The 21,686-nt window shown below is 64.5% G+C and carries 27 protein-coding genes and 1 riboswitch; of the genes, 13 read left to right on the top strand and 14 right to left on the bottom strand.

The features are described from left to right. The first annotated feature begins 76 nt into the window (after positions 1-76). From OM960_RS20565 to OM960_RS20530, 8 genes are all read left to right on the top strand, one after another. Positions 77-1,459, top strand: coding sequence for a hypothetical protein (locus tag OM960_RS20565; protein ID WP_264773297.1), 1,383 nt, complete (start codon positions 77-79; stop codon positions 1,457-1,459). 158 nt (positions 1,460-1,617) lie between these two features. Continuing rightward, positions 1,618-1,794, top strand: coding sequence for a hypothetical protein (locus OM960_RS20560; RefSeq protein WP_264773296.1), 177 nt, complete (start codon positions 1,618-1,620; stop codon positions 1,792-1,794). A gap of 24 nt (positions 1,795-1,818) precedes the next feature. After that, entirely contained in the window at positions 1,819-2,328 is a 510-nt protein-coding gene (locus OM960_RS20555; protein ID WP_264773295.1) for a thermonuclease family protein, read from the top strand. A 143-nt stretch (positions 2,329-2,471) separates the two neighbouring features. Continuing rightward, a riboswitch (SAM-I-IV-variant riboswitch) is annotated at positions 2,472-2,600 on the top strand. Positions 2,601-2,756: 156 nt separating this feature from the next. After that, a complete protein-coding gene (locus OM960_RS20550; RefSeq protein ID WP_264773294.1) occupies positions 2,757-3,203 on the top strand; it encodes a peptidyl-tRNA hydrolase in 447 nt (148 codons plus the stop codon). Positions 3,204-3,256: 53 nt separating this feature from the next. After that, a complete protein-coding gene (locus OM960_RS20545; protein ID WP_264773293.1) occupies positions 3,257-3,664 on the top strand; it encodes a hypothetical protein in 408 nt (135 codons plus the stop codon). A 133-nt stretch (positions 3,665-3,797) separates the two neighbouring features. Further along, positions 3,798-4,169 carry a hypothetical protein gene (locus OM960_RS20540; RefSeq protein ID WP_264773292.1) on the top strand — a complete coding sequence of 124 codons (372 nt, stop codon included), beginning with the start codon at positions 3,798-3,800 and terminating at the stop codon, positions 4,167-4,169. 61 nt (positions 4,170-4,230) lie between these two features. After that, positions 4,231-5,118, top strand: coding sequence for a nucleotidyltransferase domain-containing protein (locus OM960_RS20535; protein WP_264773291.1), 888 nt, complete (start codon positions 4,231-4,233; stop codon positions 5,116-5,118). Positions 5,119-5,138: 20 nt separating this feature from the next. Continuing rightward, entirely contained in the window at positions 5,139-5,474 is a 336-nt protein-coding gene (locus tag OM960_RS20530; protein ID WP_264773290.1) for a hypothetical protein, read from the top strand. 266 nt (positions 5,475-5,740) lie between these two features. Here the strand turns inward: OM960_RS20530 and OM960_RS20525 are convergent, their stop codons facing one another. Further along, on the bottom strand, positions 5,741-6,694 hold the full coding sequence (locus tag OM960_RS20525; RefSeq protein ID WP_264773289.1) for a hypothetical protein: 954 nt from the start codon (positions 6,692-6,694) through the stop codon (positions 5,741-5,743). 174 nt (positions 6,695-6,868) lie between these two features. On the opposite strand from OM960_RS20525, the gene OM960_RS20520 reads away from it, so the two are divergent. Next, entirely contained in the window at positions 6,869-7,975 is a 1,107-nt protein-coding gene (locus tag OM960_RS20520) for a macro domain-containing protein (RefSeq protein WP_264773288.1), read from the top strand. Between the two features lie 675 nt (positions 7,976-8,650). Here OM960_RS20520 and OM960_RS20515 read toward each other — a convergent pair. Together OM960_RS20515 and OM960_RS20510 are read right to left on the bottom strand one after the other, a co-directional pair. Beyond that, a complete protein-coding gene (locus OM960_RS20515; RefSeq protein ID WP_264773287.1) occupies positions 8,651-9,277 on the bottom strand; it encodes a hypothetical protein in 627 nt (208 codons plus the stop codon). 50 nt (positions 9,278-9,327) lie between these two features. Continuing rightward, a complete protein-coding gene (locus tag OM960_RS20510; protein ID WP_264773286.1) occupies positions 9,328-10,350 on the bottom strand; it encodes an ATP-grasp domain-containing protein in 1,023 nt (340 codons plus the stop codon). Positions 10,351-10,490: 140 nt separating this feature from the next. Here OM960_RS20510 and OM960_RS20505 point away from each other — a divergent pair, with 140 nt between their 5' ends. Next, positions 10,491-12,428: a hypothetical protein gene (locus OM960_RS20505; RefSeq protein ID WP_264773285.1), complete on the top strand. Its 1,938-nt coding sequence runs from the start codon at positions 10,491-10,493 to the stop codon at positions 12,426-12,428. A 29-nt stretch (positions 12,429-12,457) separates the two neighbouring features. Here OM960_RS20505 and OM960_RS20500 read toward each other — a convergent pair whose 3' ends face one another. The 11 genes from OM960_RS20500 to OM960_RS20450 form a co-directional block, all read right to left on the bottom strand. After that, positions 12,458-13,276, bottom strand: a complete 819-nt coding sequence (locus tag OM960_RS20500) for a hypothetical protein (RefSeq protein WP_264773284.1) — start codon at positions 13,274-13,276, stop codon at positions 12,458-12,460. 53 nt (positions 13,277-13,329) lie between these two features. Continuing rightward, a complete protein-coding gene (locus OM960_RS20495) occupies positions 13,330-13,947 on the bottom strand; it encodes an exopolysaccharide biosynthesis protein (RefSeq protein ID WP_264773283.1) in 618 nt (205 codons plus the stop codon). Between the two features lie 113 nt (positions 13,948-14,060). Continuing rightward, complete coding sequence (locus tag OM960_RS20490) at positions 14,061-14,753, bottom strand: hypothetical protein (RefSeq protein WP_264773282.1); 693 nt, start codon at positions 14,751-14,753, stop codon at positions 14,061-14,063. An 11-nt stretch (positions 14,754-14,764) separates the two neighbouring features. Further along, on the bottom strand, positions 14,765-15,475 hold the full coding sequence (locus tag OM960_RS20485; protein ID WP_264773281.1) for a DUF5983 family protein: 711 nt from the start codon (positions 15,473-15,475) through the stop codon (positions 14,765-14,767). A 69-nt stretch (positions 15,476-15,544) separates the two neighbouring features. Next, positions 15,545-15,835: a hypothetical protein gene (locus OM960_RS20480; protein WP_264773280.1), complete on the bottom strand. Its 291-nt coding sequence runs from the start codon at positions 15,833-15,835 to the stop codon at positions 15,545-15,547. A gap of 79 nt (positions 15,836-15,914) precedes the next feature. Continuing rightward, positions 15,915-16,229 carry a DUF4236 domain-containing protein gene (locus OM960_RS20475; RefSeq protein ID WP_264773279.1) on the bottom strand — a complete coding sequence of 105 codons (315 nt, stop codon included), beginning with the start codon at positions 16,227-16,229 and terminating at the stop codon, positions 15,915-15,917. Positions 16,230-16,483: 254 nt separating this feature from the next. Further along, positions 16,484-16,681 carry a hypothetical protein gene (locus OM960_RS20470; RefSeq protein ID WP_264773278.1) on the bottom strand — a complete coding sequence of 66 codons (198 nt, stop codon included), beginning with the start codon at positions 16,679-16,681 and terminating at the stop codon, positions 16,484-16,486. Positions 16,682-16,701: 20 nt separating this feature from the next. Next, the gene (locus OM960_RS20465; protein ID WP_264773277.1) at positions 16,702-16,959 is read right to left on the bottom strand and encodes a hypothetical protein; all 258 of its coding nucleotides are present in this window, start codon (positions 16,957-16,959) and stop codon (positions 16,702-16,704) included. A 122-nt stretch (positions 16,960-17,081) separates the two neighbouring features. Then, positions 17,082-18,143 (bottom strand): hypothetical protein, encoded by a 1,062-nt coding sequence (locus tag OM960_RS20460; RefSeq protein ID WP_264773276.1) that lies wholly within the window; start codon positions 18,141-18,143, stop codon positions 17,082-17,084. 154 nt (positions 18,144-18,297) lie between these two features. Further along, positions 18,298-19,353: an SEL1-like repeat protein gene (locus OM960_RS20455; RefSeq protein ID WP_264773275.1), complete on the bottom strand. Its 1,056-nt coding sequence runs from the start codon at positions 19,351-19,353 to the stop codon at positions 18,298-18,300. 271 nt (positions 19,354-19,624) lie between these two features. Beyond that, a complete protein-coding gene (locus tag OM960_RS20450; protein WP_264773274.1) occupies positions 19,625-19,936 on the bottom strand; it encodes a hypothetical protein in 312 nt (103 codons plus the stop codon). A 56-nt stretch (positions 19,937-19,992) separates the two neighbouring features. Here OM960_RS20450 and OM960_RS20445 point away from each other — a divergent pair, with 56 nt between their 5' ends. The 3 genes from OM960_RS20445 to OM960_RS20435 all read left to right on the top strand — a co-directional run bounded on the left by OM960_RS20445 (position 19,993) and on the right by OM960_RS20435 (position 21,683). After that, a complete protein-coding gene (locus OM960_RS20445; protein WP_264773273.1) occupies positions 19,993-20,211 on the top strand; it encodes a hypothetical protein in 219 nt (72 codons plus the stop codon). Positions 20,212-20,367: 156 nt separating this feature from the next. After that, positions 20,368-21,003, top strand: coding sequence for a hypothetical protein (locus OM960_RS20440; protein WP_264773272.1), 636 nt, complete (start codon positions 20,368-20,370; stop codon positions 21,001-21,003). Positions 21,004-21,029: 26 nt separating this feature from the next. Continuing rightward, positions 21,030-21,683: a hypothetical protein gene (locus OM960_RS20435; protein WP_264773271.1), complete on the top strand. Its 654-nt coding sequence runs from the start codon at positions 21,030-21,032 to the stop codon at positions 21,681-21,683. Positions 21,684-21,686 lie beyond the last annotated feature (3 nt).

Here is a 21,686-nt window from a genome sequence, read left to right as displayed (position 1 = left end):
GCAGATTCTTTGCTGAGGTCACCTGCCGTGCTTGATGGTTGGTATTCCGCCATTCTCTTCACGAAAGGAGAGTATCATGGATGCGAAAAAGAAACGCAAAATTTTGAAGGTCAGAAAGCGCGGCTTCGGGATCATGGAGACGATCCTCGCGCTGTCGATCGCAATTGGCATGGTGACCGGCGGCATCGTCTATTACCAGTCGGCCGACCGGGCCCAGGTCACGCATGACATCTACTCGTCCTTCCACTTCGTCCGCTCGATTGTCGAGAGCGAGATCTCGCAAGGCCGCGTGATCGAGATCGGGGACTTCAACAAGGTCTTCGACATCCCGGCCCTGCCCGGCTTCGACAAGAACGCCAATGGATCCTTCTCGCACCGCTGGGGCGACGCGGTCATCCTTCGGCATCTCGGCAACAACGTGGTGCAGTTCTCGATCTCGAGCGTGGAGTCGCGGAACTGCCGCTCCATCGTCACCCAGGCCCGCAACGATTATCGCACCCTGGGCTACCGCAGTTATTCATTTGTGGATGGCCAGGTCTTCATAAGCGGCGAGAGCCAGGAAGATTTCGATGCCATGCTGGCGGCCTGCCGTGATAATACCTGGGTCGATGTCGGCTGGATCTATGGTCAGGCTCCGGAAACGGTGGTGTCGACCTCCGGCTTCACGCCTGTCGGCTATACCCCTGAAAGTACGCCAGAGGACCCACCGACGGTTCCCTATATCCCCACAACGCCGGTCACCGATCCCGGAACGACCGCCCCCTACAATCCGGGCACGACAACTCCTTCCGATCCCGCAACAACAACGGGGAATGGCAGGTCTCCGTGCAACGGCCCGGGCAACGGCAACGGCAATGGTCCCGCCTGGGGGTACTGGGAGAACGGTCCCGGATCGACTTGCATCAAGAACGAAACGACCGGCGGCACGACGACCGACCCCACGGTGCCCGTCACCGCGCCCGGAAACGGCAACGGCAACGGTACGACAACCGGCGGCACGACGACCGACCCCACCGCGCCCGGAAACGGCAATGGCAACGGCAACGGTACGACGACCGGCGGCACGACGACCGACCCCACCGCGCCCGGCAACGGTACGACGACCGGCGGCACCGGCACGACCGGCGGCAACGATATCGTCTTCCCGCCTGAGCTGCTGCCGCCGACGCTCGCCATGTCTCCATACTGGCCGAACCCGGTTGTCACCGGCCAGTTCGCCGTCACGCAGAACTCCACGTTCTCGACGAGCGGGACGGGTTCTCCCGTGGCGTTGAACAAGAGCAACAAGCTCGCGGCTTCGGGGACCTTCGGCAAGACCTCTTACCTCAGGTTCACGCCACCGACCTGTGGCGCGAAGGCGAAGGTCTATCTCGAACTCGAGAACGGCATGCGGTACGTGATCGACATCACGCGGCCGGCCTGGGACGCCTCGATGGGCGCCAAACCCTCTGACTGCTGACGCAGCAGGCAAAAGGCAAAGGCCCGCCGCGAGCTTCGCGGCGGGCCTTTTCTTTCTCTAATCAAGGGTGAACGGCGCGATATCCCCTTGCGGTCAAACGCGGAATCGGAAACCTTGCCGCCATGGGGCTTTCGAAATTCGTGAAGGGAGCGATCAGGATGAAGCGTCTCTACCTCGTGGCCGTGATCGCCTGCCTCGCCGCGGGTCAGGCTCTCGCCCTGCCGGTTCCGCCCGCCGGCGAGGCGACCGCTGCCGAACATAGCGGCGGCTGCCGCAAGGACTCGCCTCCGGGCCAATGCTGCCATGCCGGGTCGCAGCCCTACCATTGCCATTGAGCCGGGTGCGGAGGTGGTGGACGCATGAAGCCTGACCGGAAATCCCTGGCCGCGGCGATCCTCGCTGCCGGCATCGCGCTGGCCGCAGGCGGTCTGACCCCGGATGCCGCGCCGGCCGCCCGCGCCGAGACGGTCTCCGGGACCGCGAGCGTGATCGACGGCGACACGATCGAGATCCACGGGGCCCGGATCCGGCTCCACGCGATCGACGCGATCGAGAAGGACCAGCGATGCCGACGGCCGGACGGCAGCGCGTGGCGCTGCGGCCGTGACGCCGCCTTCGCGCTCGCGGACCGGATCGGGCGCGCGCCGGTCACCTGCGATATCCGCGACATCGACCGCTACGGCCGGCTCGTCGGCATCTGCTTTGGGAACGGCGAGGACCTCAATGCCTGGATGGTCCGGAACGGCTGGGCGCTCGCCTATCGCCGCTACGGGACGGACTATGTCGGCGAGGAGGCGGAGGCCAGCGCGGCGCGGCGCGGGATCTGGGCGGCGGAGTTCATGGCGCCCTGGGACTGGCGAAGGCGATAGGGAGGGCCCGGACGGGCGACGTCCGGCTTTTCCGGCGGCTCCGCATCCTGGCTGGAGCAGCGGGCGGATCTGGCTCGATGATCAAAATAGTAGACTGGATAACAATTTTCGCATTGACGGGAAATCCGGCATATCCTAATCTGATCCTGCATCCAGAGAGGCATCGTCCTCGCCAACCTGCCCGGACCCGGCAAGGTGGCCAGCCCTGAAAAGGGAGATGCGGGCGAGATGGCCGGACCCGGAAGGGCAGGTCGCCAATCAAGGGGTCGCATTGATGGGGTCCATCCCCCAAACGGGTTGCGTGTCGGTCCACTCTGGGCGCCCTAACGTCTAAGGGGAGGGGTTCGATCCCCCTGCAGCTCACCACACATTCCGGCCTCCGGGCCAACGACGAGGACGACATGAAACGCATCCAGTAGATCCCTGACGTGACACCCGCCACCGACCCGGAGGACTTGCGCCTCTACGCGGTCCTGCGTGGCGATCTGCTCATGTCGGAAGGCAAGGCCAACGCCCAGGCGGGGCATGCCTATATCGATGCGCTTCTCCTCTCCCTTCACTCCGATGATCCGGCCTGGCGCGACCGGGCAGCGGCCTATGCCGCACTGAAGCCCGGCACCAAGGTCTGCCTCGACGGCGGGTCCGAAGAAGACCTGCTGCGCCTTGCCGCCGATCTCGGGGCGAGAGGCATCCCCCATTCCCTCATCGTCGACCGCGACCATGTCGAGCTGCCGGATTTCGACGGCGGCCCGGTTCTGACCGCGATCGGCATCGCCCCCCTGGCCCGCGGCCAGGCCCCGCGGCTCCTGCGCCGGCTTGCGCTCTGGAGGGGCGGCAAGCGCGCCCGCGCGCCGACGGCCTCCGAGGCGGCCTGAACGACACTCCCGAACCAACCAGACCTGTCCAGCTTATGAAAGGAACGGACATCATGACCCCCAAAGCAGCCCTCTCCACCCTCCCGGAAACCGTCGACTTCGGCGTGCTTCAGCAGGTCCACAAGGATCTCAACTCCTGGGACAAGGAGGACCCCGGCCTCCTGATCCTCTGGCACCGCAAGGGCGAGACCCCGGAGGAGGTCTTCGCGGACGGCCTCCATCTCGACTCGCGCGAGGACTACATCGCCTTCCGCGACCGCCTGAAGGCCCATATCCGCGCCTATGCCGCCGAGCAGAAGCGCTACGCGGCCGCGATGCGCCAGCGAGGCGGCGATTCCGGCGCCCAGTGGCGCCACGGCATGGGCGCGGTCACCATCACCCGGCTGATCGAGATCCGCCGCGCCGGCAAGACCTGGTCGCGGGCGCGGGCGGAAGCGGCGCGCCAGGCCGCGGCGGCCTGATGCGCTCAGCCGGGAGCGGCGAAGGCCGCTCCCGGTGCCGTTCGGGCACCGCGGCGGGACGGATAGATATTCCTCCGGACAGTTTCTCGGATCCCGGATATCCTGATCCCGACCTAGAAAAACGGAGATCCAAATGTCGGATATCACCACCGACGAGGCGTCCTGCATCATCGAGGTCGCCGCGCTCTGCGATTTCGACGAGATGGATGCGGACGACCTTGATGCTGCCGGCAATTGTGCGGTCGACGGCGCCTACCGGCTTCGCCTAACCGATGCCGGGGAGGCCGCAGATCCGAAGGATCTCGCGCTCGACATCTTCCACCACATCGTGCCAATCGCCTGCCTCGAGGATTTCGACATCCTCATCCGGCTGGAGAAGCCCTCGGATTCCGGCACCGGTTGGCTCCGGCGCGATCTCGGCCGCCAGTCGGCCGCCGTGCTCGAGGCGCCATACGGCGCGGAGTCGCTGATGGCCGAGCCGTCCGACGACGGCCCCACGGCCTGAATGATGTTCTGATTTTCGCGCAACATTCATAGGATAAGGTCCTCAGCCAGGGGAGCGCGAAATGGCCAGCATCAAGAAGACGACCGACGAGGCCATCCGGGATGCCTCCGCCGGCCGCGTCAACGACCTCCTGGACCAGATCGAGCGGGAGACCGGGGTCGAGGTGCTCTACGCCGTCGAATCCGGCTCCCGCGCCTGGGGGTTCGAGAGCCCGAACTCGGACTACGATGTCCGGTTCATCTACCGAGAACCGCCCGCGCAGGCTTTCCGCCTCTTTCCCGGGCGTGACGTGATCGAGAAGACCGTGGCTTTCGGCGTGGATGGGTCAGGCGTTCCGGTCGACATGGTCGGCTGGTCGCTCGCCAAGGCCCTGGCTCTCGGGCTCTCCTCCAACCCGCAGCTCGCGGAATGGTCCGGAACGGCCGCGCTCTACCGGGCCGATCCGCGGTTCCACGAGGAGCTCCGGACGATCGCCGGCCAGTCCGCGCCGCGGGTCCTCGCCCATCATTACCGCGGGCTCGCCAAGCGGGTCATGAAGGAATATCTCCAGCAGCCCGGAAGTCCGCTTGGAAAGAAGTATCTCTACGCGGTGCGCTCGACACTCGCCGCCGAGTGGATGGTCCGGAATCCGCAGGTCGGCGTCTCGCCGCCGGTGCGCCTTGAGGACCTCCGGCGAGATGTCCCGACCGAGCAGCGTATCACGATCGCGATCGACGAGCTGCTTGCATGGAAACTTGCAGACCGCTGGCGCCGGCGCTTCCCGGTTCTCGATGATTGGCTCGAGCGCGTGAATGACGACCTCGCCACCGCGATCGCGAAGATCCCCGAGCACCAGGTCGATCCGCAACTCGTCGAGGGCATCTGGCAGCGGTGCTATCCGGAGATGTTCGGCGCGCCGGACAAGGATCCGGATGTCGCTGGCGAACGCCTTGCGGCAATGTCACCCTGATCCGGGGAGGAGGATGGCCAATGGACCAGGCGGCAAGACCAGATGACCGGCGCTACGCGGTGATGACCGACAGCCACAGGGTCTTCGACGGGAGCGTCCTGGCGCGCAAGGCGCCGGACTGCTCGAAAGCGGATGGCTTCTGGACCGAAGATGCCCCCGACGAGGTCTGGATCATGGACCGCGCCACGGCGGAGGACATCCGCTCCCGGCTCCACCTGAACAATCCGCGCATCGTACGCGCCGAGAAGGCGATCGGCCTGATCACGGCGCAGCGCGATGCGCTCAGGGCCGCCGCGGCGCCTGTCGCCGCCCAGGATGCGCCGGACGGCGACCCGCGCGACGATCCCGCACCCTGAGGGATCGGGACCTTCGGCTCGCCACGCCTCGCGTCAGGTGGTCATTTGACCTGTGCCGGAGTGGTCAAGAAACCCGGAAATGGTCATTTATTCTCGGGTTCTACAGCCGCCACCCAATGGGTCCGGGACGCGCCCTGCCGGCCGAAGTCTCCACAACCGGAGTCTCCCGGCTACGTTTCTGTAGACTTGATCCTGCTTATGGCTACCAGATGTTGGTCTGGGAAAAACTTTTACCGCATATGTAGTTCAGGCTTCCGGGGCCGCGATCAGAATCCCATCAAATTCAGGACACCAAAGCCAGCCAGCAGCGTGACGAGCAAGAACGCACCCAGATAGAGTGTGTCCATTCTCTCACGCATGCGTCTGACATCGCCGGCAATCCGATCGGTCACGGATAAGGCGCCGGCCCGCTCTCCCCGCAGATCTGCGTCAAGAGTATCGCCCGCGCCGACCTCCACCTGATCCGATCCGCGGCGGTCTGGAGCCAACGCCGACCAATCCAGCCGCATTTCGTCGAGCCGCGCCTTGGCAAAGCCCGTCCGGCCACTGCGTTCATCCGTACAGAGCATCCCGTAGTTCCTGGTCTCATCGAAATCTGCAAAAGCAGCTTCATACGCAAACTGGTAAAGATCCGCGAAGATCACGAGATGTGACGAGGCGAGCCTTCCGCAGGCCCGCACCCTCAACGCCAAAGCGTCGAAGCTGCTCCTGTCGAGGAAGAGGCGCGCCATCACCGACGATTTTTCCATGTATTCATTTGCAGAATAGTATTCGATCCGACCCATTTCGTCCTGAAGCCAGCCCTCCGTGGGGCGTTGTTCTTTCGACAGAATAAACGACCACCGATCGAAGTGGCTCGCCTTTATCAGGGACTCCTTGTCGGCTGGATAGATCCTGATCTCGATGGCGTCGAAGGTCTCGTTCTTCTTTTCCCCCACCGCAAATGCATGAAGACAGGAACCCTGAAGAAGCCCATACCCCCTGAAGTGCTCCGTCAAGACGTAGCCGGTTTTACTGTCCGGCTCGTTGTCGTCCTTGAACACCCATGAGGTTGTTTCAACGAGCGACAGGCTTTCAAGCGAAACGTGTAACGTATGCGGCTCTTTTTCGATCTCGCCTTCGCGGTGCTTGCCCTCGAAGTCATAGGCATAGATCAAAGTCGTTGCGTTTTTCTCTTTCCAGTTAGACGTGTCTGAAAAACATACCACGGTGTCGCCCAATCATTTTTTCGACGCCACATTGAGTCACTGCCTGCGCTTCGTCAAACACCTTTTCGAGGTCAGGCGCCTGGAAGTCATTGTGGTCCAGGTTCCCGGGGCCACGTCCGGCACCGGCGCTTCGCGTTTTCGGCGCCTAAGGCGAGACTGGTGGAAATGGCGAAACGGGATCCCATCATGCTTGACTTCCAGCCCTTACAGAATGTCATCAACTCCGATGCAAGTCTGATCGTGAACACGGTCAACACGGTGGGGGTCATGGGCAAGGGCGTGGCGCTCGACATGAGGAACGCCTTCCCCGCGATCATGGAACCCTACCAGGAGGCCTGCCGCTCCGGCCGCCTGGCGCCAGGCACGTTCCAGCTCGTGCCGCTCGAGGATGGCCGCGCCGTCCTCAACCTCGCGACCAAGGAGCACTGGCGAGATCCCTCGCGCTACGAGTGGGTCGGGGCGGGGCTCGTCTATCTCAACCGCTACCTTGTCGAGAGGCCTGGCCGGTTTGGCTCGGTCTGCATGCCGATGCCGGGCTGCGGCAATGGCGGGCTCGAGGCGAGCCGCGTCCTGCAGATGATCCGGACCTACCTGCGCCCCGCGCTCGAGGCCGGTCTCGATCTGAGGATCTGCGGCTCAGACCACAGGCCGATCGCGGATCCGGTCTACTACGCGGGGGTCGGCGCCCGCGACACGCCGGGGTCGGCGAAGAACCCGGGGCGGGTTCTCGACCTGATGAGCGAGATCGGTTTCCTGATGGCGGAGGCGGGGTTCCGGCTGCGTTCGGGCGGTGCCAGGGGGGCCGACACCGCGTTCTGGGAAGGCGCGCGCCTGTCCGACGCCCCGATGGAGATCTTCACGCCGAGAAAGCGCGACGACATTCCCGGGGCTATCCTGCACCTGAGCGAGGTCCACAAGCGCATGGCCAGGAACTTCCACCCCACGCCCGAGGCGCTCTCTCCAAATCCGGACAATCGCGACGACCGGCGTCACGTGACGCTGGCTTTGATGGCCCGCAACGGCAACCAGGTCTTCGGAACCGATTTCACGAACCCCTCGAACCTCGTGATCTGCTGGACGGAGGGCGGCAAGGGCGGCGGCGGGACCGGCCAGGCGATCCGCCTCGCAACGAGCGCCGGAATCCCTGTCATCGATCTGGGAAAACCAGAACTCTCCGGGATCGGCGCCTCGGAGGTGGTCGACCTTGCCATCGAGCGGATCACCCGCTTTCGCCAGGCTCGCGGGCTTCCAGAGATCACGCCGCGCCGCGAGTGCGCGCCCGAACCCTGCTGAACCCATGTCACAGTCTGGTGCCCTCAATTTCGTTTCTGGCTTCCTTGCCGGGATCTGGGCGTGCCGGAGGCGAGCTCGATAAACCCCGCGATCATGGTTCGCCCCATATTATCGGGCAGGATAAACCGGCCGGGCCGGACATCCCGCGGTCGCGCCGCCAGCCGTCCGAGACCGACCCCCTTTCCTCAGGCCGGTGGCATGCCGGCCTGGCCACACCGACGGCTGGAAAATGTTTATCGAGCCCGGGCGGGATGAAGGGAGGCGTCGAATCAAGTTGACGTTCTTTTGCTTTTCCGGCATCCGCCCGCATGAATTCACCTTAGGGGCGAGTGGTCTTCCGAAGCCTGAAAGGCGCGCATGGATCAGGATATATGGAATGCTTTCCTGTCGCTTTGCCATGGGCGGCTTGTGGTTTTCGAGCTGTTGCCGAGGGTCCGGCCGCAGCCGGCGCTCAGGCGTTTTGAGGAGATTCTCGACGACGTGCGGAACGGCCGGCCAGGACTGCCGGTGCCTATTTCGCTGGATGAGATCCAGGATGTGAGCGGCGCCCATATCTCCGGGAAGAGCCACATATGCGACGTGATCACGCCCAAGGGCGCCCGGCTGGTCAGGCGTCTGGTGGAGGCCGGGGATTTCCCGAGGCTCGGCCGGGTGCGACCCGTAGACCTGACCGCGCTAGACGCCTACATCGCCTCCGAGGCGACGATGCTGAAACAAGCCAGGATCAAGGCGCGGGAAGTCCAGAATGCACGCGCGGATGCGGCTCTTGCCCAGCTGACACTCGAGGAGCGCGCCACCCACCTCGCCCAATGCCCGGAGGATGCGACCCGGGAGGACCTGTTCGCCGCGCTCCTGGACCAGGTCTTCATCAGGCGCTTCGGTCATGGCAAGGGCGGCTCCATCGATCTTGCCGGTCACGAATGCCACAAGCGTGTCGACCACTACGCGGCCGGTGGCGGCGGAACCCAAACGGTCACGATCCGGCTCAGCTGGTCCAAGCGGAAGGCCGTTGCGCCGCAAGAGCCGCCGCCGGAGATCGTCAGGGACGATTGTCTGGCCGGCGATCAGAGCGTCGGCCGGGCATGATCCGCCGGGGGGGCGGTCGGACGGCACGATCCCCATGTCGCACATGATCTCGGCCCGCATCTGGGCGATGAGGGCGGCGTTCATCGAGGGGTGTGCGCCCTCGCCGCGGCCGAGCCGCTCCGGACAGGCCGCGAACCGGTCGCCGATCGTCTTCATGCGGTCGAAGACATCGAAGGCGGCCGCGATCTGCGCCGGGCTCATGTCGTGTTTTTTCAATGCTGCTCTCCTTTTCCGGACACGTAGGTCTCAAAAAAGGATTTCGCAAATCAATCCGTCACGATGGCGGGCTCCTCCCTCATCCGGACGCGCGAGCCCGGACGCGGAAGCGGGATCTCGGAGGCGTCGCGCAGGCCGAGCGCGGTGAGGACATCCCAGAGCGGCAGGTTGACGCCCGAGAGGCAGGACATCTGCATTCCGCCCGACATGCGCGGATTGATCTCGAGGATGATCTCCTCGCCATCGGCCTCCCGGGTCTGCAGGTTGCACTGGCCGCTCAGGCCGAAATGGTGCGCCAGGATCCGGGCGATCTCGATCGAGGCGCCTTCGGTCTCGAGGCGCTGGGTTGCGCCCTCCTTCACTCGCGCCACGGCCGCGACAAGCGTGCCGTTGCAAGCAAGGAAGTCCACGCTGCGCTCCGGCCCGGGCAGGTAGCGCATCAGCATCATGTCGCGATCCTGGCGGGAAGCGGCGAGCACCGCGCGGTAGAGGCCGAACGAGATCTCGAGATTGTCGAGCACCATCATGCGGTCCATGTCGCAGACCTCGTCCTTCAGGATCCTGAAGCCCGATCCGAAGATGCCGACGGCCGGCTTGACGCAAAGCCCGTCCGGCGCACGCCCCTCGGAGCGCATCCTCTCGACCGCCTCGTCGAACTCGACGAGCGTCCGGAAGGTCTCGAAGTCGGGGGACGGCACGCCGATCTTCTCCATCTCGATGCCGAAGAGGTCCTTGCGGTCGAGAATCCGCAGCACCTCCGGCGCAGCGGCGGCATGGAGCGCAATCCCGGCCTCGAAGAAACGATCACGGATTGCCCAGAGTGCTCCGGGCCGCCTTTGCGGGATGACAAGGTCGATCTCGCGCTCGATGGCGGTCTGCAGGCACCATTCGGCATAGGCGGCGTCCGACACGGAGACCGGCTCGAGGATGAACTCGTCGGCGGCGGCGCTGACGGCGTTCGCAGGGTCGACATGGGAACCGAGGAGGCGGATGGCGCCGCCGAGCGGGTCCTGGCGGATGAGGCGCATCGCATGAGCCGTGTTGGACAGCCCCTTCGTGTACCAGACTTTCATTATTCTTTTCCGTGTGCCGATTGTTCTTCCGGATTTCTAGCACCCCACGAACACCCTCACAATATGCGAAAAAACAATATTTACCCTGCGTCGCATCGGATAACATCCGGGCAGGCAGGAACACCAACAAGGATGCAGAAATGCAGGAAATCTCGGCTCAAGAGCAACTTTTCATCGAATTGACGAACCGGGCCAGGCTCGATCCTCTCGGCGAGGCGGCGCGTTTCGGGATCGGCCTCAACGACGGCCTGGCGGCGGGAACCATTTCCGGCGAGGCGCTTCAGGTCCTGGCGGTCAACGACATCCTGAACAAGTCGGCCCTCGGCCATTCGACCTGGATGCTCGATAACGACGTGTTCAGCCACACCGGTGCGGGCGGCACCGGCTCGCACCAGCGGATCGTCAATGCCGGATACGCGCTTTCGGGCGCCTGGGCGACCGGCGAGAATCTCGCCTTTACCGGCACCACGGGCTCTCTCGATCTCGAGACGGCGATCGTGGCGCATCATGAGGGGCTATTCCGCAGCGCCAGCCATCGCGTCAACACGATGAACGGCTTCTTCCGCGAGTTCGGCGTCGCCCAGGTCGAGGGGGTGTTCACCCAGAACGCGGTCGACTTCAACACCTCGATGACGACGGTGAATTTCGGCCGTTCCGGCACTTCGGTGTTCCTGACCGGCGTGACCTATGATGACGCGAACGGGGACGGGTTCTACAGCATCGGCGAGGGGCGGTCGGGCATATCCTTCTCGGTCGGCGGCTCTTCCGCGGCGAGCCAGGCGGCCGGCGGCTATGGGCTTGCGCTGGCCGGCGGCGCGGCGGTTCCGGTCCGGGTCACAGCGGGGGCCCGGATGATGGACGTGTCGCTCGACATGTCGGCCGGCAACGTGAAGCTCGACGTGGTCGGCGGCACCCTTCTCAGGTCCTCCGCAAGCATGACCCTCGGCGCGGGCGCGGTCGATGCCGAGCTGCTCGGATCGGCGGATCTCGACCTTTCCGGAAATGACGCGCGCAACACGCTGACCGGCAACAAGGGCGCCAACCTGCTTTCTGGCGGCGGCGGCAGCGACTGGCTCTACGGCCTTGGCGGCGACGACACGATCCAGGGTGGCGGCGGCAACGACCTCATCACCGGAGATGCGGGCCATGACCGCCTTTTCGGCGATTCCGGCAATGACCGGGTCTTCGGGGGGTCCGGCGACGACCTTCTCATGGGTGGGGATGGCGACGACCTCCTCAATGGCGGCGCCGGCACCGACAGCGCGGTCTATTACGGTAGCGCCGATCTCACCGTCTCGCTCTCCGTCACCGGGGTCCAGAATACCGGCCAGGGCCTCGACGAGCTGGTCTCGATCGAGAACCTTGGTGGCGCTGCGGGCAACGACCGCCTCACGGGATCGGAGGAGATCAACGTGATCTGGGGCAATGCCGGCAACGACATCATCGACGGCCTCGGCGGCAGCGACAGGCTCCATGGCGGCACCGGCCATGACCGCATCAACGGTGGCGCCGGCAACGACTTCATCTTCGGCGAGGATGGTGACGACGTCATCATGGGCGGTATCGGCAATGACTTCATCGACGGCGGTGCCGGCGAGGACACCGCGACCTATAGCGGCTCCTCCGGCGTCACCGTCTCCCTGGCGATCTCTGGATACCAGAACACCGGGCAGGGCAACGACCGCCTCACCTCGATCGAGAACCTCGGCGGCACCTCGGGCAACGACGTTCTGACCGGCAATGCCGGGGCCAACAAGATCTGGGCCAACAGCGGCAACGACACGATCGACGGCGGCGGCGGCAACGACCTCCTGGTCGGCGGCGCTGGCGCTGACACGTTCATCTTCCGGACCGCCTGCGATTCCGACCAGGTCCGGGACTTCGCGCTGGCCCAGGGCGATCGCCTCAGCCTTGACGACGCACTCTGGGGCGGCGGCAAGACCGCGGCCGAGGTGGTCTCGACCTATGCGAGCGTCACCGCGGAGGGCGTGCTCTTCGACTTCGGCGGCGGCGACACGATCCTGCTCTCCGGCCTCGGCATGACCGCCGGGCTCGATGCCGGTATCGGCATCTTCTGAGGCGCGAAAGGGCGCCTTCGGGCGCCCCTTCAGCCCGGCTCGCAAGCCGTCTGCGGCAGGCGGCCTGGCCGAAACCCGAGAAGATCGGCCTCGTCGAGCCGGGACTTCAGGGCCGCGGCGATCTCGGTGGATTGACTCTCCAGCGCCGCGCGCCCCTCGTCCGTCGCGCACCAAAGATCGAAGTTCCGAAGCACCTGCATGAAGTGGTCGAAGGCGAATTCGGCCGGGGGGCTGATGCGTTCCGCGCGCAGGCGGGCGGTCGCGATGCGGCTTGCGCGCTCAGGCCGTTCCGGCTGGGCCGCGACAACCATCTCGACAGCGGGACGGATATCGAGATCGTCCGCCGTAACGAGCATTCCGCGCTCGGAGGGGCTGTCGCGCCCGATCATGGTCTCCCATGCCAGGCGCCGGCGTTCCCACTCCGATGCGGTAACGCTGCGGGGGCGATCGGTGTTGTTCCAGTAGTCGAAAGGTCTGCCGCCGAAATGTTCGCGCCAGGCATCGATCCAGGCGGGTTGCTCGCCATAAGCCTTGGCGTACCACTCCGCTTCGTGCCGGAAGAGGACGAAGCTGAAATCGAAGTCGACCTCAGGATCGCGGATCCGGTCAACCCGAACCCGCTCCCGGCGCTCTTCAACCTCGTTATGGACGCGGGCGAGGACATGGCCCGCGTCCTCGCCGCGCAGCCAGGCATCGTCGAAGATGCCGGTTGCCTTGCGGGCGAGAAGCGCGGCGCAATCCGCGATGGCCCGCTCCCGGACGACCCGCTGCCAAGAGCGGACCTGACCCATAAGGACGTCGACGTCGCGGGCGCCGAGGGCGAGCGTATTGATGATCGCGGTGCTCATCCGGGGTTTCCTGAAAAAAATCCATTATGCGATTGCGCATGGCAGCGGTGCCATCAGAACGGATGACCGAAGAGCAGCGCGGCGGCGCGCAGAAGACCGAAGATGACGCCACCGACGACCGCCAGGGAGAGAAGACCCGCGGCAACGCCGGCCGTGGCCCAGGCGATGTCGCGCTCGAGGATTCCGATCGCGATCAGGCAAATCGCGAAGGAGGGAAGCATCGCGCTGAAGGGAAGCGGCACGAGGACCGTGATCGCCAGGGCGGCAAGCAGGAGCCTGAAGACCCTGAACGGGGCGCCGGAGAAGAGATGCGCGCCGCGCGGCCGCACCATGCGTTCGGCGCGCCTCAGATGGGGCAGGGCGCGGGCCAGGAGACGGGCATAGGTCGCGTGCGAGACCGACCAGCGCAGGATCGGCGCGGGCAGCCACGGGCCGTGGCCGAAGGCGAGCCGGAAGGTGAGGATCACGAGCGGGACGGCGAGAAGCGCCGAACTTCCCGGTGGCATCGGGATCAGGTTCACCGCGGCGAAGATCAGGAGCAGCGCGCCATGGGCCTGGGTCCCGAGCGAGAGCACAAGATCGCCGATCGATACCCTGGCCCGGTCAGGCTCGGCGGCTATCGCCTCGAGCATACCGGACAACCGGCGCTGGTCATCTGCCGAATACCGCATCGCTATTCCTCCTGAACGAGGAGAAATATAAGCGCGAAAATTCGAAAGCATATGTGCTATCTGCGGCGACAGAGGACCGGAACATGTTAATGGAGCGGCTCTCCCGCGCCGCCCTACATCGGACTGTGGTCCGTTTCCGGTTCGGGGCCGGTCTCCGGGTCGCCTGGTGCGGGCAGGGGCCTCCAGTCCATGAACTCGAACCCTATAGCGTCGGGCGAGGGGTTGGCATTGGAGGCGGCGAGGATCTCGTAGAGCGCCTCTTCGGCCGAGCCCGGGTGCCAGTCCCGGTCGCCCCAGTTGTTCTCATAGGCATCCCTGGCCGCGCGCGTGAGCCGCGCCTCGTCGGTGACCTCGACGCCGACGCGGGCGACGATCCTGTCGCCGTTCCGGCCAAGCGCCACGAAGGCGACGTGATTGCCCTGCTCGAAGGCGAAAGGGTCTTCCGGCACGAGGAAGCGCTCCTGGAACGTCTCCGCGTCGATCTCCTCGATCGCGACGACGTCGAAATGTTTCTTGAAGGCCGTTTCGTCCGTGACCCGGATGTCGAACTCGAAGAGGACGCGGCGCGGCGCGCCGGTGAGATCGGCGAGGTGGCCGCGCCGGAACGGCGTGGTGTCGCCCTGGTCGCAAAGATGGGCGCGGAATCCTCCCGCGGCATCGCTCACGAGATGCAGGAAATCGACATCGTCGCCCGCCTCGCGGAACCGGTGAACGACACTGTCACCGAGCGGCAGGTCAGCATGGTGGGTGAGGTCGGCGCGGCCGGTGAGGATCGCCGCGGCGCGGGCAAGGTCGATTGCGGGCATGGCGGTCTCCTTCAGAGGCTCGGGCTGTCGGCGTCGAGCGCGCGCTTCTCTTCCTCGATCGAGGCGGCGAGGTCGGAGCGCAGCACGTCGATCCGGCCATGGCTCTCAGCCATCTCGTATCCGAGAGGCAGGATCTCGGCGAAGATAGTCTCGTCATTGATCCCGATCCGGACCGAGGCCTCGCCGACCGAGAGCCAGCAGCCCTCCGGCGCCTCGTAGTCGGCGTCCTCGAGCGGTTTCGGCGTCTCGCGGATCACGAGCTGCTCGTCGGAGAGCGCGCCGGGCCTTACCGCCTCGATCGTGACCTTTCCGGTGGGGAGGACGTAGTCGAAATGGTCCGCGACATTCACCGACATGGAGCCGATCCAGTCGTGGTCCGGGTCGAACGCGAGGGCGCCGTGCGGGCCTTCGAGATAGAGCGGCAGCCCCGGCTGGGGATCGGCGTTCCGGTCGAAGAGCAGGTAGTCCATGCCGTTCGCGCGCGCGAAGCGCAGGCAGTGGAGAAGGTCGGGCGGCAACAGCCCCTCGTCCTCGGCAACGTCGGCGTGGGCGGCGCCGATGAAGAATCCCTCCTCGCGCGCCATGATGCCGAGCCGGTTGCCGTTCCCGGCCGCGGCGCACATGAAGATGCGCGACGGTTCGGAAAGATGACCGGTCGAGAGGTCGAGGACGTTGATCTTGTTGAGGGGCATCTGGAAGTCCTTGGGATTGGTTTTCGCCATCATTCCCGATGGCGACGAAAATCCGAAGGCCGATGCCATGATCGGTCCCGCGCTCCGCCCTCCGCAAGGTCAGGGGGCCGGAGCCGCGTCTTCCGGCTGCGCCCAGTCGAAGAGCCGGGCCTCGAGATCCTCGAGCGTGAGATCGTCCGGGTCGCCGGTGATCCAGCCCTGGTTCTCGATCGTGAGCAGGAAGCGCCCGTCGTCGAGCTTCTCGATATAGAAGGCGTCATCATAGACGAGGAAGACCGTTTCGGGGTCGCCCTCCCAGGCGAGGTCCTTGACAAGCCCGCCGAAGTTCTGCGCGGACATCTCGCGCCGCGTCGCGCGGAACTCATCGATCGTCTGACTGACTTCCTGCATTCGTCCTCTCCTTGCCGCTTTCCGGCATATTGGCCTGCGGCGCCGAAAATGCCAGGCGGCATTTTCGGCCGGCAGCGTCTCAGGCGAGAAGCGCGATGAGGCCGATGAAGACGACCGCGGCGATGATGTAGCCGAGGGCGGAGGCGCCGCTCGAGGGCGCGTCACCGACGGGCGCCCGGCCGTTCGTCCGACCCCCGGATTGCCCGGATGGCCGGTCGAGCCGGGTCCGGTAGGAAAGACCGGTCCCGGGAATGCCGACATTGCCGTGGATGCCCTTCTTGCCGACGGTCACGCTCGCGCCGCGCGGGCCGAGGGAGGTGCTGACGCCGTTCTTGGAGAAGTTGAGCCGGACGCCCGGAAGGATCTTCACGCGCTTGGAGAACCGAAAACCCATAACATCCTCGCAAAAGTTATTCGCGGCAATCATGCCCCGGCTGACCCTCGCAAGTAAAGCGCGAGTTGCATGCCCGGCTGCGAAACCGGAGCGATACGGCCCGCTATACCGCAGGAGGCCTTCTTGTCGAAGCCGGCCCGCGCCAGCCTCTCCTCCGATTCCTCGCCGCAGCCTGCCGGCCAGGGCTGGTATCCTGCGGATCGAGGAGGTCGACGTGGCGACAAGGGGCCGCCCCGGAGGGCGGCCCCCATGCCTCATTCCTCGCGGCCCGCCTCAAGCGCCCGGCGCTCGGAAGGACGGATCTCGCCCCAGTGCCGGCGCGGGTTGCCGCACACCAGGCACGAGCAGGTGCAAAGATGGTCGGCATTTTTCGCCTGGGCGTCGTGCGGATAGACGCGGCGCGCCTTCTTCTTCATGCGCGCGAGATCGGCCCGCCGGCGGGCGCGGGACATGCTCTTCTCCATGACCCACCTCACCAGTAGCGCGCGGATTGGCGGCACTCGACCGGCCAGACGATCGCGTCGGGATCGTCATGAAGGACGGCGAGATGGCAAAGATGCTCCACCTCCCGGCGGAGCCGGCGCTTGAAATTGACGAGGTTGTACCAGGCCGGCGGGTTGCCGAGGCCGTAGCGGCTCGACCGCCGCTTTTCGAAACGCGCCCTCTTCTCGCGGCTGACACGGGTGTCGCCGGAATTGACGCGGGACTTCTTGCGCTTGTGATGCGCCATGACGGATCTCCTTCTTGAGGCTAGATTGTCGTCATGGCGTCCTCCATCGGCTGGTTTTCGTTGTCAGAAAATCGCATGAGAAACGGAATTTAGCAAGTGCGAATGTGACCGGCTCCGCGCGATCAGGACGGCGAAGGACCCTCCTCGGGCTCGGCGATCTCGCGCCCCATGTGGTTGGGCCGCATCACCAGGCCCTCCTGTCTCGCGATGGCCTCGATTTCGGCGCCGTATTCCGGCCAGGCGTTCCTGTTCTGATGGCCGGTGACATGGCAGTCGGTGCCGAGCCCTGTCGCCTCGATCTGCATTCCGGATCCTTCCGGCATCGCCGCGAAGAGCGCGGGGGCGGTGAGCCGGCCCTTCAGGTTGCGGCCCGCGAGGATCATCCAGCGATGCGGCATGTCTTCCGGGAACCTGCGTCTCTGGTTCTCCCAGAACATGGCGACGGCCGTCCGGGAGAGCGTCTCCGCGATCTCCGCCTGCGCGCTGTCGCGGATCTCGTGCCAGGAACCGCTCGCCGTGACGAGAAGTGGCGCCCCGAGCACATCGAGCATGTGCTCCTCGATGTTGCGCCGATGGTCGGAGCCGAGGATCCGGCGGAGGTCAGCCTCATCGAGGCCGCCGATCACCTCGGGCAGATCGCGATCGGCGGGATGATACATCCGGGTTCCGGCGCCGTCGCTGCCGGCCAGGATCACGCGGCCGTCGCCGGCCTGCCAGGCGATCGGGTCCCGCGCGGCCATCCGGCCGCCCGGAATTTCCATCGCGGCGCGGATCTTCTCCCGGTCGGTCGTGGCTCTCATGTCGCGAGGCGCGACAAGCCGGGCCGGATCCTCGCCGGACTGCTCGGCCAGGGCGTGCTCGTCGCGGATCCGCGTGACGATGCCGCGCTCGAGGTCGAAATCGGCGAGGATACGGATCTCGGCCGCCGGCACGCTTCGGACCGCGACGGTCGGGTAGTCCTGCACCATCCGGCCCGCGGCGCAGCGGGTGCGGTCGATGAAGTCGCGCAGGTTGACGGCATCGTAGGCATTGCCCTCGAACCAGGCCGTGACGCGGCCATGCGTGTCGACGACCGGGTTGCGGTCCGCGTCGGCAGCGCAGACGATGGCGCTGCCGGGCAGGATGTCCTGGCCGGCGCGGCCGGGGATGGCGAGAATGAGGGCGCGGGACGGATCTGCGGTCATGAAGGTCTCCTTTTCCCAGCCATCCTGGAGGATGCCTGCGAAAATCGCGGCATCAATTCGCCAGAGCCACAACGATGCGGCAGCTCGTTCCGGTCATCCGGCGGCGAAAATCCGCGAGCCGCGGAACCTCACCGCAGGAACCGGGCAGCCATGGCTATCGCGGCAGTTGTTGAATGCACGCCGGGATGCCGTCGTCGACGCATAGCCGTGCGACCCGAAGCGCCGTGTCGGTCTGGCTCTTCGTGAGCTCTGCCGCGATTTCATCACGCTGCCTCGCCGCAAAGTCGCCATCGTCGAGCGTCGAGGCGTAGTTGTATAGAATATGCGCGATCGTTTTGGGGCCGGGGCCGGACCCGAATTTTTCTTCGCCATAGAGCCCGGCGACCATCGTGGCGGCATCGTAGTCTTGCGCGGCGCTCAGGTACGAAAGCGCCCAATATTCCGCGCGGGCGCGTTCCTGATCGTTCTCCGGAGGTCTGATGCCGGAATATCGAATGGCAAGGAACCTCTTGGTCTTTATGCTTCCGGACTCGGCTCGGGCCTCGTAAATACGGTATGCCATGTCCTCATAGAATTTCATCTGTTCCATCGATTCCGGCATTCCGATCCCACGAATGGCGTATCTGGACAAATCCTCGGCCGCTTCCGCATCGCCGGCATTGGCGGCGCCAAGGGCGAGCTCCACCCCCTTCAGTTCCAGTTCCTGCGCGTATACCGGGTCCTTGAGCGCCCCACCTGTTCCATTGCGGTAATCAGCTGCGAGTTTGATCATAGCGGGGTAATACCCGGCATCCGAAGCGGCCTTCAGCAAGTTGTGGGCGTCCCGAAGACTGTAGCGAGAGCCCAGGGCCTCATTGATCGCCTTGTTGGGCTTTGACCCGTATGTCGTGGTGATCAGATAGCTCAGGTGGTTTTGCGCGGCGGGATGGCCGGACTTTGCCGCATATTCGAGATGCTGAATGGCAACCTTATGTCCGAGCCGCATGATCAGGGATAATTCGTAAAGGCGGTAATTTGCCTCAACCACATCATTTTCCGTGGCGCCGACCTTGTCGGGGGTATAGGCCACCAACAGAAAGCACGTCGTCGCCTCGGCGTTCTGCCAGCGGTCCAGCGTCGCAAAACACTTCTGCATCTCTGGCGAGAAGTCCTCGCCATTTGCCAGAGACGGAATCGACAAGCCGATAATCAATACAAGGATTCGAAACATGGCTCCTCCTGCCAGTACACTCGTTACAGGGCATTCGTCTCAATCGGCCTGATTGGATCTGTCGAAGTGACATCTCGGAATGACCGGCCGCGGACGTGGTTGCTCTCCGGTATTTCTTTGGTTTTCATCTCTGATGGACAGCCTGACTTGGGGTTTGGGTGCTGGCAACGATTCTTGACACCCGCGTGACCCCTGTTAGAAGGCTGCGGAGGACGGCCCGCACCAAGGCCAACCAGCGCCCAACTCTCCGACAGCCTCTTTTGGCCGTCATTCAGACGAACAGGGATACCGGATCATGCGTGCAGCGGATGTTGATCTCGGGAAATTCTCGCTCGCAGAACTCGTTGAGCTCGAGAAATCCGTGCAGTGGCGGATCACCATGATGCGAACGGCGGGCCGCGACGATGCGCTGCGCGCGCTCGACAGGGTCGCCAGGGAACACGGCTTTTCGGGTCTGAAAGCGCTCTTCCCGGATGTCCGCATGCCGCACCGGCCTCGCAAGCGGGGTCGGTGATCCGACCGGCCGGCCCGGTCCAAACCGGGAGCGCGATTTTTTTATGCGCCGCACGACGGGGCTTGCCAATTCGGCCGTTTTCCTTTCTTTGGCGCGAAATCCGATATTATCAGGAGCCGAGCGTCATGCGTGCTGTCGATGTGAACCTGGAGAAATTCTCGCTCTCCGAGCTTCTCGATCTCGAGAAGTCTGTTCGGGGGCGGATTTCGGTTATGCGGACCAGCGGGCGCGACGACGCGCTGCGCACGCTCGACGCGCTCGCGAAGGAGCACGGGTTTTCCGGGCTGAAGGATCTCATCCCCGAGGCTGTCGTCCCGCGCAGGCCGTACAAGCGGCGGAAATAACCGGCCCTCCTGGCCGCCCGGTCCAGGCCGAAGCCGCGGGCCCATCCTCATGTTCCGCTTGACAGAATCCGAATCCCGTCATTGACTGCCCTTGACGGCTTCAAGTTGTGTTTTTGATAAAGACTATACCCTGACGCTTTTGCGTGGAGGTGCTGCGTGCCAGTGCGTACCGGCTTTGCCTTGATCCTTTTTGCGGCCTCATTCGCCCTTGCCGGGCCTTCCGCCGCCCAAAATGCACCGTTGCGCTGCTCCGACGTCGAGAACTGCGAGCTTCGTGTCGACCATGTATCCAGCCAAGCCAGTGATCCATTCCGGCACGGTCTGGGCCCGATCGGCGAAGACCATCCCCGCTGGGATATATGGGGCGGACCGATCGCGAAATACCGATCGGTTCGAGACTGCCTCCCGCCTGAAGCCGGCGCCGCAGATCCGCCCCGCGTCCTGGCGTTCGACTGGAGCGCGCCGGATAGCTTACATGCCATGAATGTGTGCCTGTTCCGAATTGTCGCGAGTCTGAAGGATTACGACGAGGTCAGGAACTGGTTCGCAGCATACGGGTTCCGGGTCAGTAAGGTGGGTCACGTATGGGCTGACACGGATGACCCTTATTTCAAGGACCGGCCGCTTTGGATCATGTCCGCCTCGATGCCGGCCGGGAAGTTCTACGCGCTTCGCCCGAACTGGCTCCACGCGACCTTTGGCGTCAGTACGGCGTACAGCGCCTCAATTTCAGTGCAATGGGACGGCTCGGGTCGGCTCGTGGTCACCGATTTCGTGATGAATGTCGTGTGAAGCGTTACCGTTTGGAGTGATAGATCATGACGCACATGCGTGCTTGGCCGTCCCGCTTCCTTATCTACGTCTCCTGTCTTCTTGCTGCCGGCGACGCCTCGGCACAGATCTCGAAAGACACGAAACTGGCAACGTGCGATCGAAAAGAGTCGTGCGAAATCCATTATGATCACCTGTCCAGCCAGGACACGGAACCATTCAGGTTCGGGGGCAAGGTAATCAACAAGGATAGCCCGAGGTGGCGGGAATTCCGCCGGTCCATCCAAAAATACCAAAGCGTCGAAGACTGCCCCGGCTTGCAGGCGCAGGAAGGAAACGACCCGGCATGGCTGTCTTTCGACTGGCGCGCGGTCGGGTCGACGGCAGACTTGCAAGTCTGCCTGTTCCGAATTGCCGCAAGCCTCGATGGGCCCAGCGAGATTTCCAAATGGCTCTCGGTGTTCGGCTTCGAAAACCTGGAACTCCTGCCGCTTTTTGCTGATGGCCATAAACCTCTCGATGACAGAAGACCGGTCATCATTCTTTCATCAAGCATTAAGGCTGCGCGCTATCTTGAGCTACGGCCAAACCTTATACACACGCTCTTCGGCATAAGCCTCCTACAGGGCGCAGGGGTAATCATGTCTTGGGATGAAGCCGGCAGTCTGGCTGGCGCCAATATTTCTATTACCGTGGAGTAGATC

It is taken from the genome of Defluviimonas salinarum (assembly GCF_026013545.1).
GTDB lineage: Bacteria > Pseudomonadota > Alphaproteobacteria > Rhodobacterales > Rhodobacteraceae > Albidovulum > Albidovulum salinarum.
The sequence above is the reverse complement of the archived record's forward strand: the minus strand, read 5'-3'. Positions and strand labels throughout refer to the sequence as shown.

Coding starts and splice junctions, on each gene's coding strand:
- OM960_RS20445 (WP_264773273.1), top strand. CDS start 19,993: ATGCGTGCTGTCGATGTGAACCTGGAGAAATTCTCGCTCTCCGAGCTT.
- OM960_RS20545 (WP_264773293.1), top strand. CDS start 3,257: ATGACCCCCAAAGCAGCCCTCTCCACCCTCCCGGAAACCGTCGACTTC.
- OM960_RS20555 (WP_264773295.1), top strand. CDS start 1,819: ATGAAGCCTGACCGGAAATCCCTGGCCGCGGCGATCCTCGCTGCCGGC.
- OM960_RS20460 (WP_264773276.1), bottom strand. CDS start 18,143: ATGACCGCAGATCCGTCCCGCGCCCTCATTCTCGCCATCCCCGGCCGC.
- OM960_RS20565 (WP_264773297.1), top strand. CDS start 77: ATGGATGCGAAAAAGAAACGCAAAATTTTGAAGGTCAGAAAGCGCGGC.
- OM960_RS20455 (WP_264773275.1), bottom strand. CDS start 19,353: ATGTTTCGAATCCTTGTATTGATTATCGGCTTGTCGATTCCGTCTCTG.
- OM960_RS20540 (WP_264773292.1), top strand. CDS start 3,798: ATGTCGGATATCACCACCGACGAGGCGTCCTGCATCATCGAGGTCGCC.
- OM960_RS20520 (WP_264773288.1), top strand. CDS start 6,869: ATGCTTGACTTCCAGCCCTTACAGAATGTCATCAACTCCGATGCAAGT.
- OM960_RS20505 (WP_264773285.1), top strand. CDS start 10,491: ATGCAGGAAATCTCGGCTCAAGAGCAACTTTTCATCGAATTGACGAAC.
- OM960_RS20500 (WP_264773284.1), bottom strand. CDS start 13,276: ATGAGCACCGCGATCATCAATACGCTCGCCCTCGGCGCCCGCGACGTC.
- OM960_RS20485 (WP_264773281.1), bottom strand. CDS start 15,475: ATGGCGAAAACCAATCCCAAGGACTTCCAGATGCCCCTCAACAAGATC.
- OM960_RS20475 (WP_264773279.1), bottom strand. CDS start 16,229: ATGGGTTTTCGGTTCTCCAAGCGCGTGAAGATCCTTCCGGGCGTCCGG.
- OM960_RS20535 (WP_264773291.1), top strand. CDS start 4,231: ATGGCCAGCATCAAGAAGACGACCGACGAGGCCATCCGGGATGCCTCC.
- OM960_RS20480 (WP_264773280.1), bottom strand. CDS start 15,835: ATGCAGGAAGTCAGTCAGACGATCGATGAGTTCCGCGCGACGCGGCGC.
- OM960_RS20470 (WP_264773278.1), bottom strand. CDS start 16,681: ATGTCCCGCGCCCGCCGGCGGGCCGATCTCGCGCGCATGAAGAAGAAG.
- OM960_RS20560 (WP_264773296.1), top strand. CDS start 1,618: ATGAAGCGTCTCTACCTCGTGGCCGTGATCGCCTGCCTCGCCGCGGGT.
- OM960_RS20510 (WP_264773286.1), bottom strand. CDS start 10,350: ATGAAAGTCTGGTACACGAAGGGGCTGTCCAACACGGCTCATGCGATG.
- OM960_RS20435 (WP_264773271.1), top strand. CDS start 21,030: ATGACGCACATGCGTGCTTGGCCGTCCCGCTTCCTTATCTACGTCTCC.
- OM960_RS20530 (WP_264773290.1), top strand. CDS start 5,139: ATGGACCAGGCGGCAAGACCAGATGACCGGCGCTACGCGGTGATGACC.
- OM960_RS20490 (WP_264773282.1), bottom strand. CDS start 14,753: ATGCCCGCAATCGACCTTGCCCGCGCCGCGGCGATCCTCACCGGCCGC.
- OM960_RS20465 (WP_264773277.1), bottom strand. CDS start 16,959: ATGGCGCATCACAAGCGCAAGAAGTCCCGCGTCAATTCCGGCGACACC.
- OM960_RS20495 (WP_264773283.1), bottom strand. CDS start 13,947: ATGCGGTATTCGGCAGATGACCAGCGCCGGTTGTCCGGTATGCTCGAG.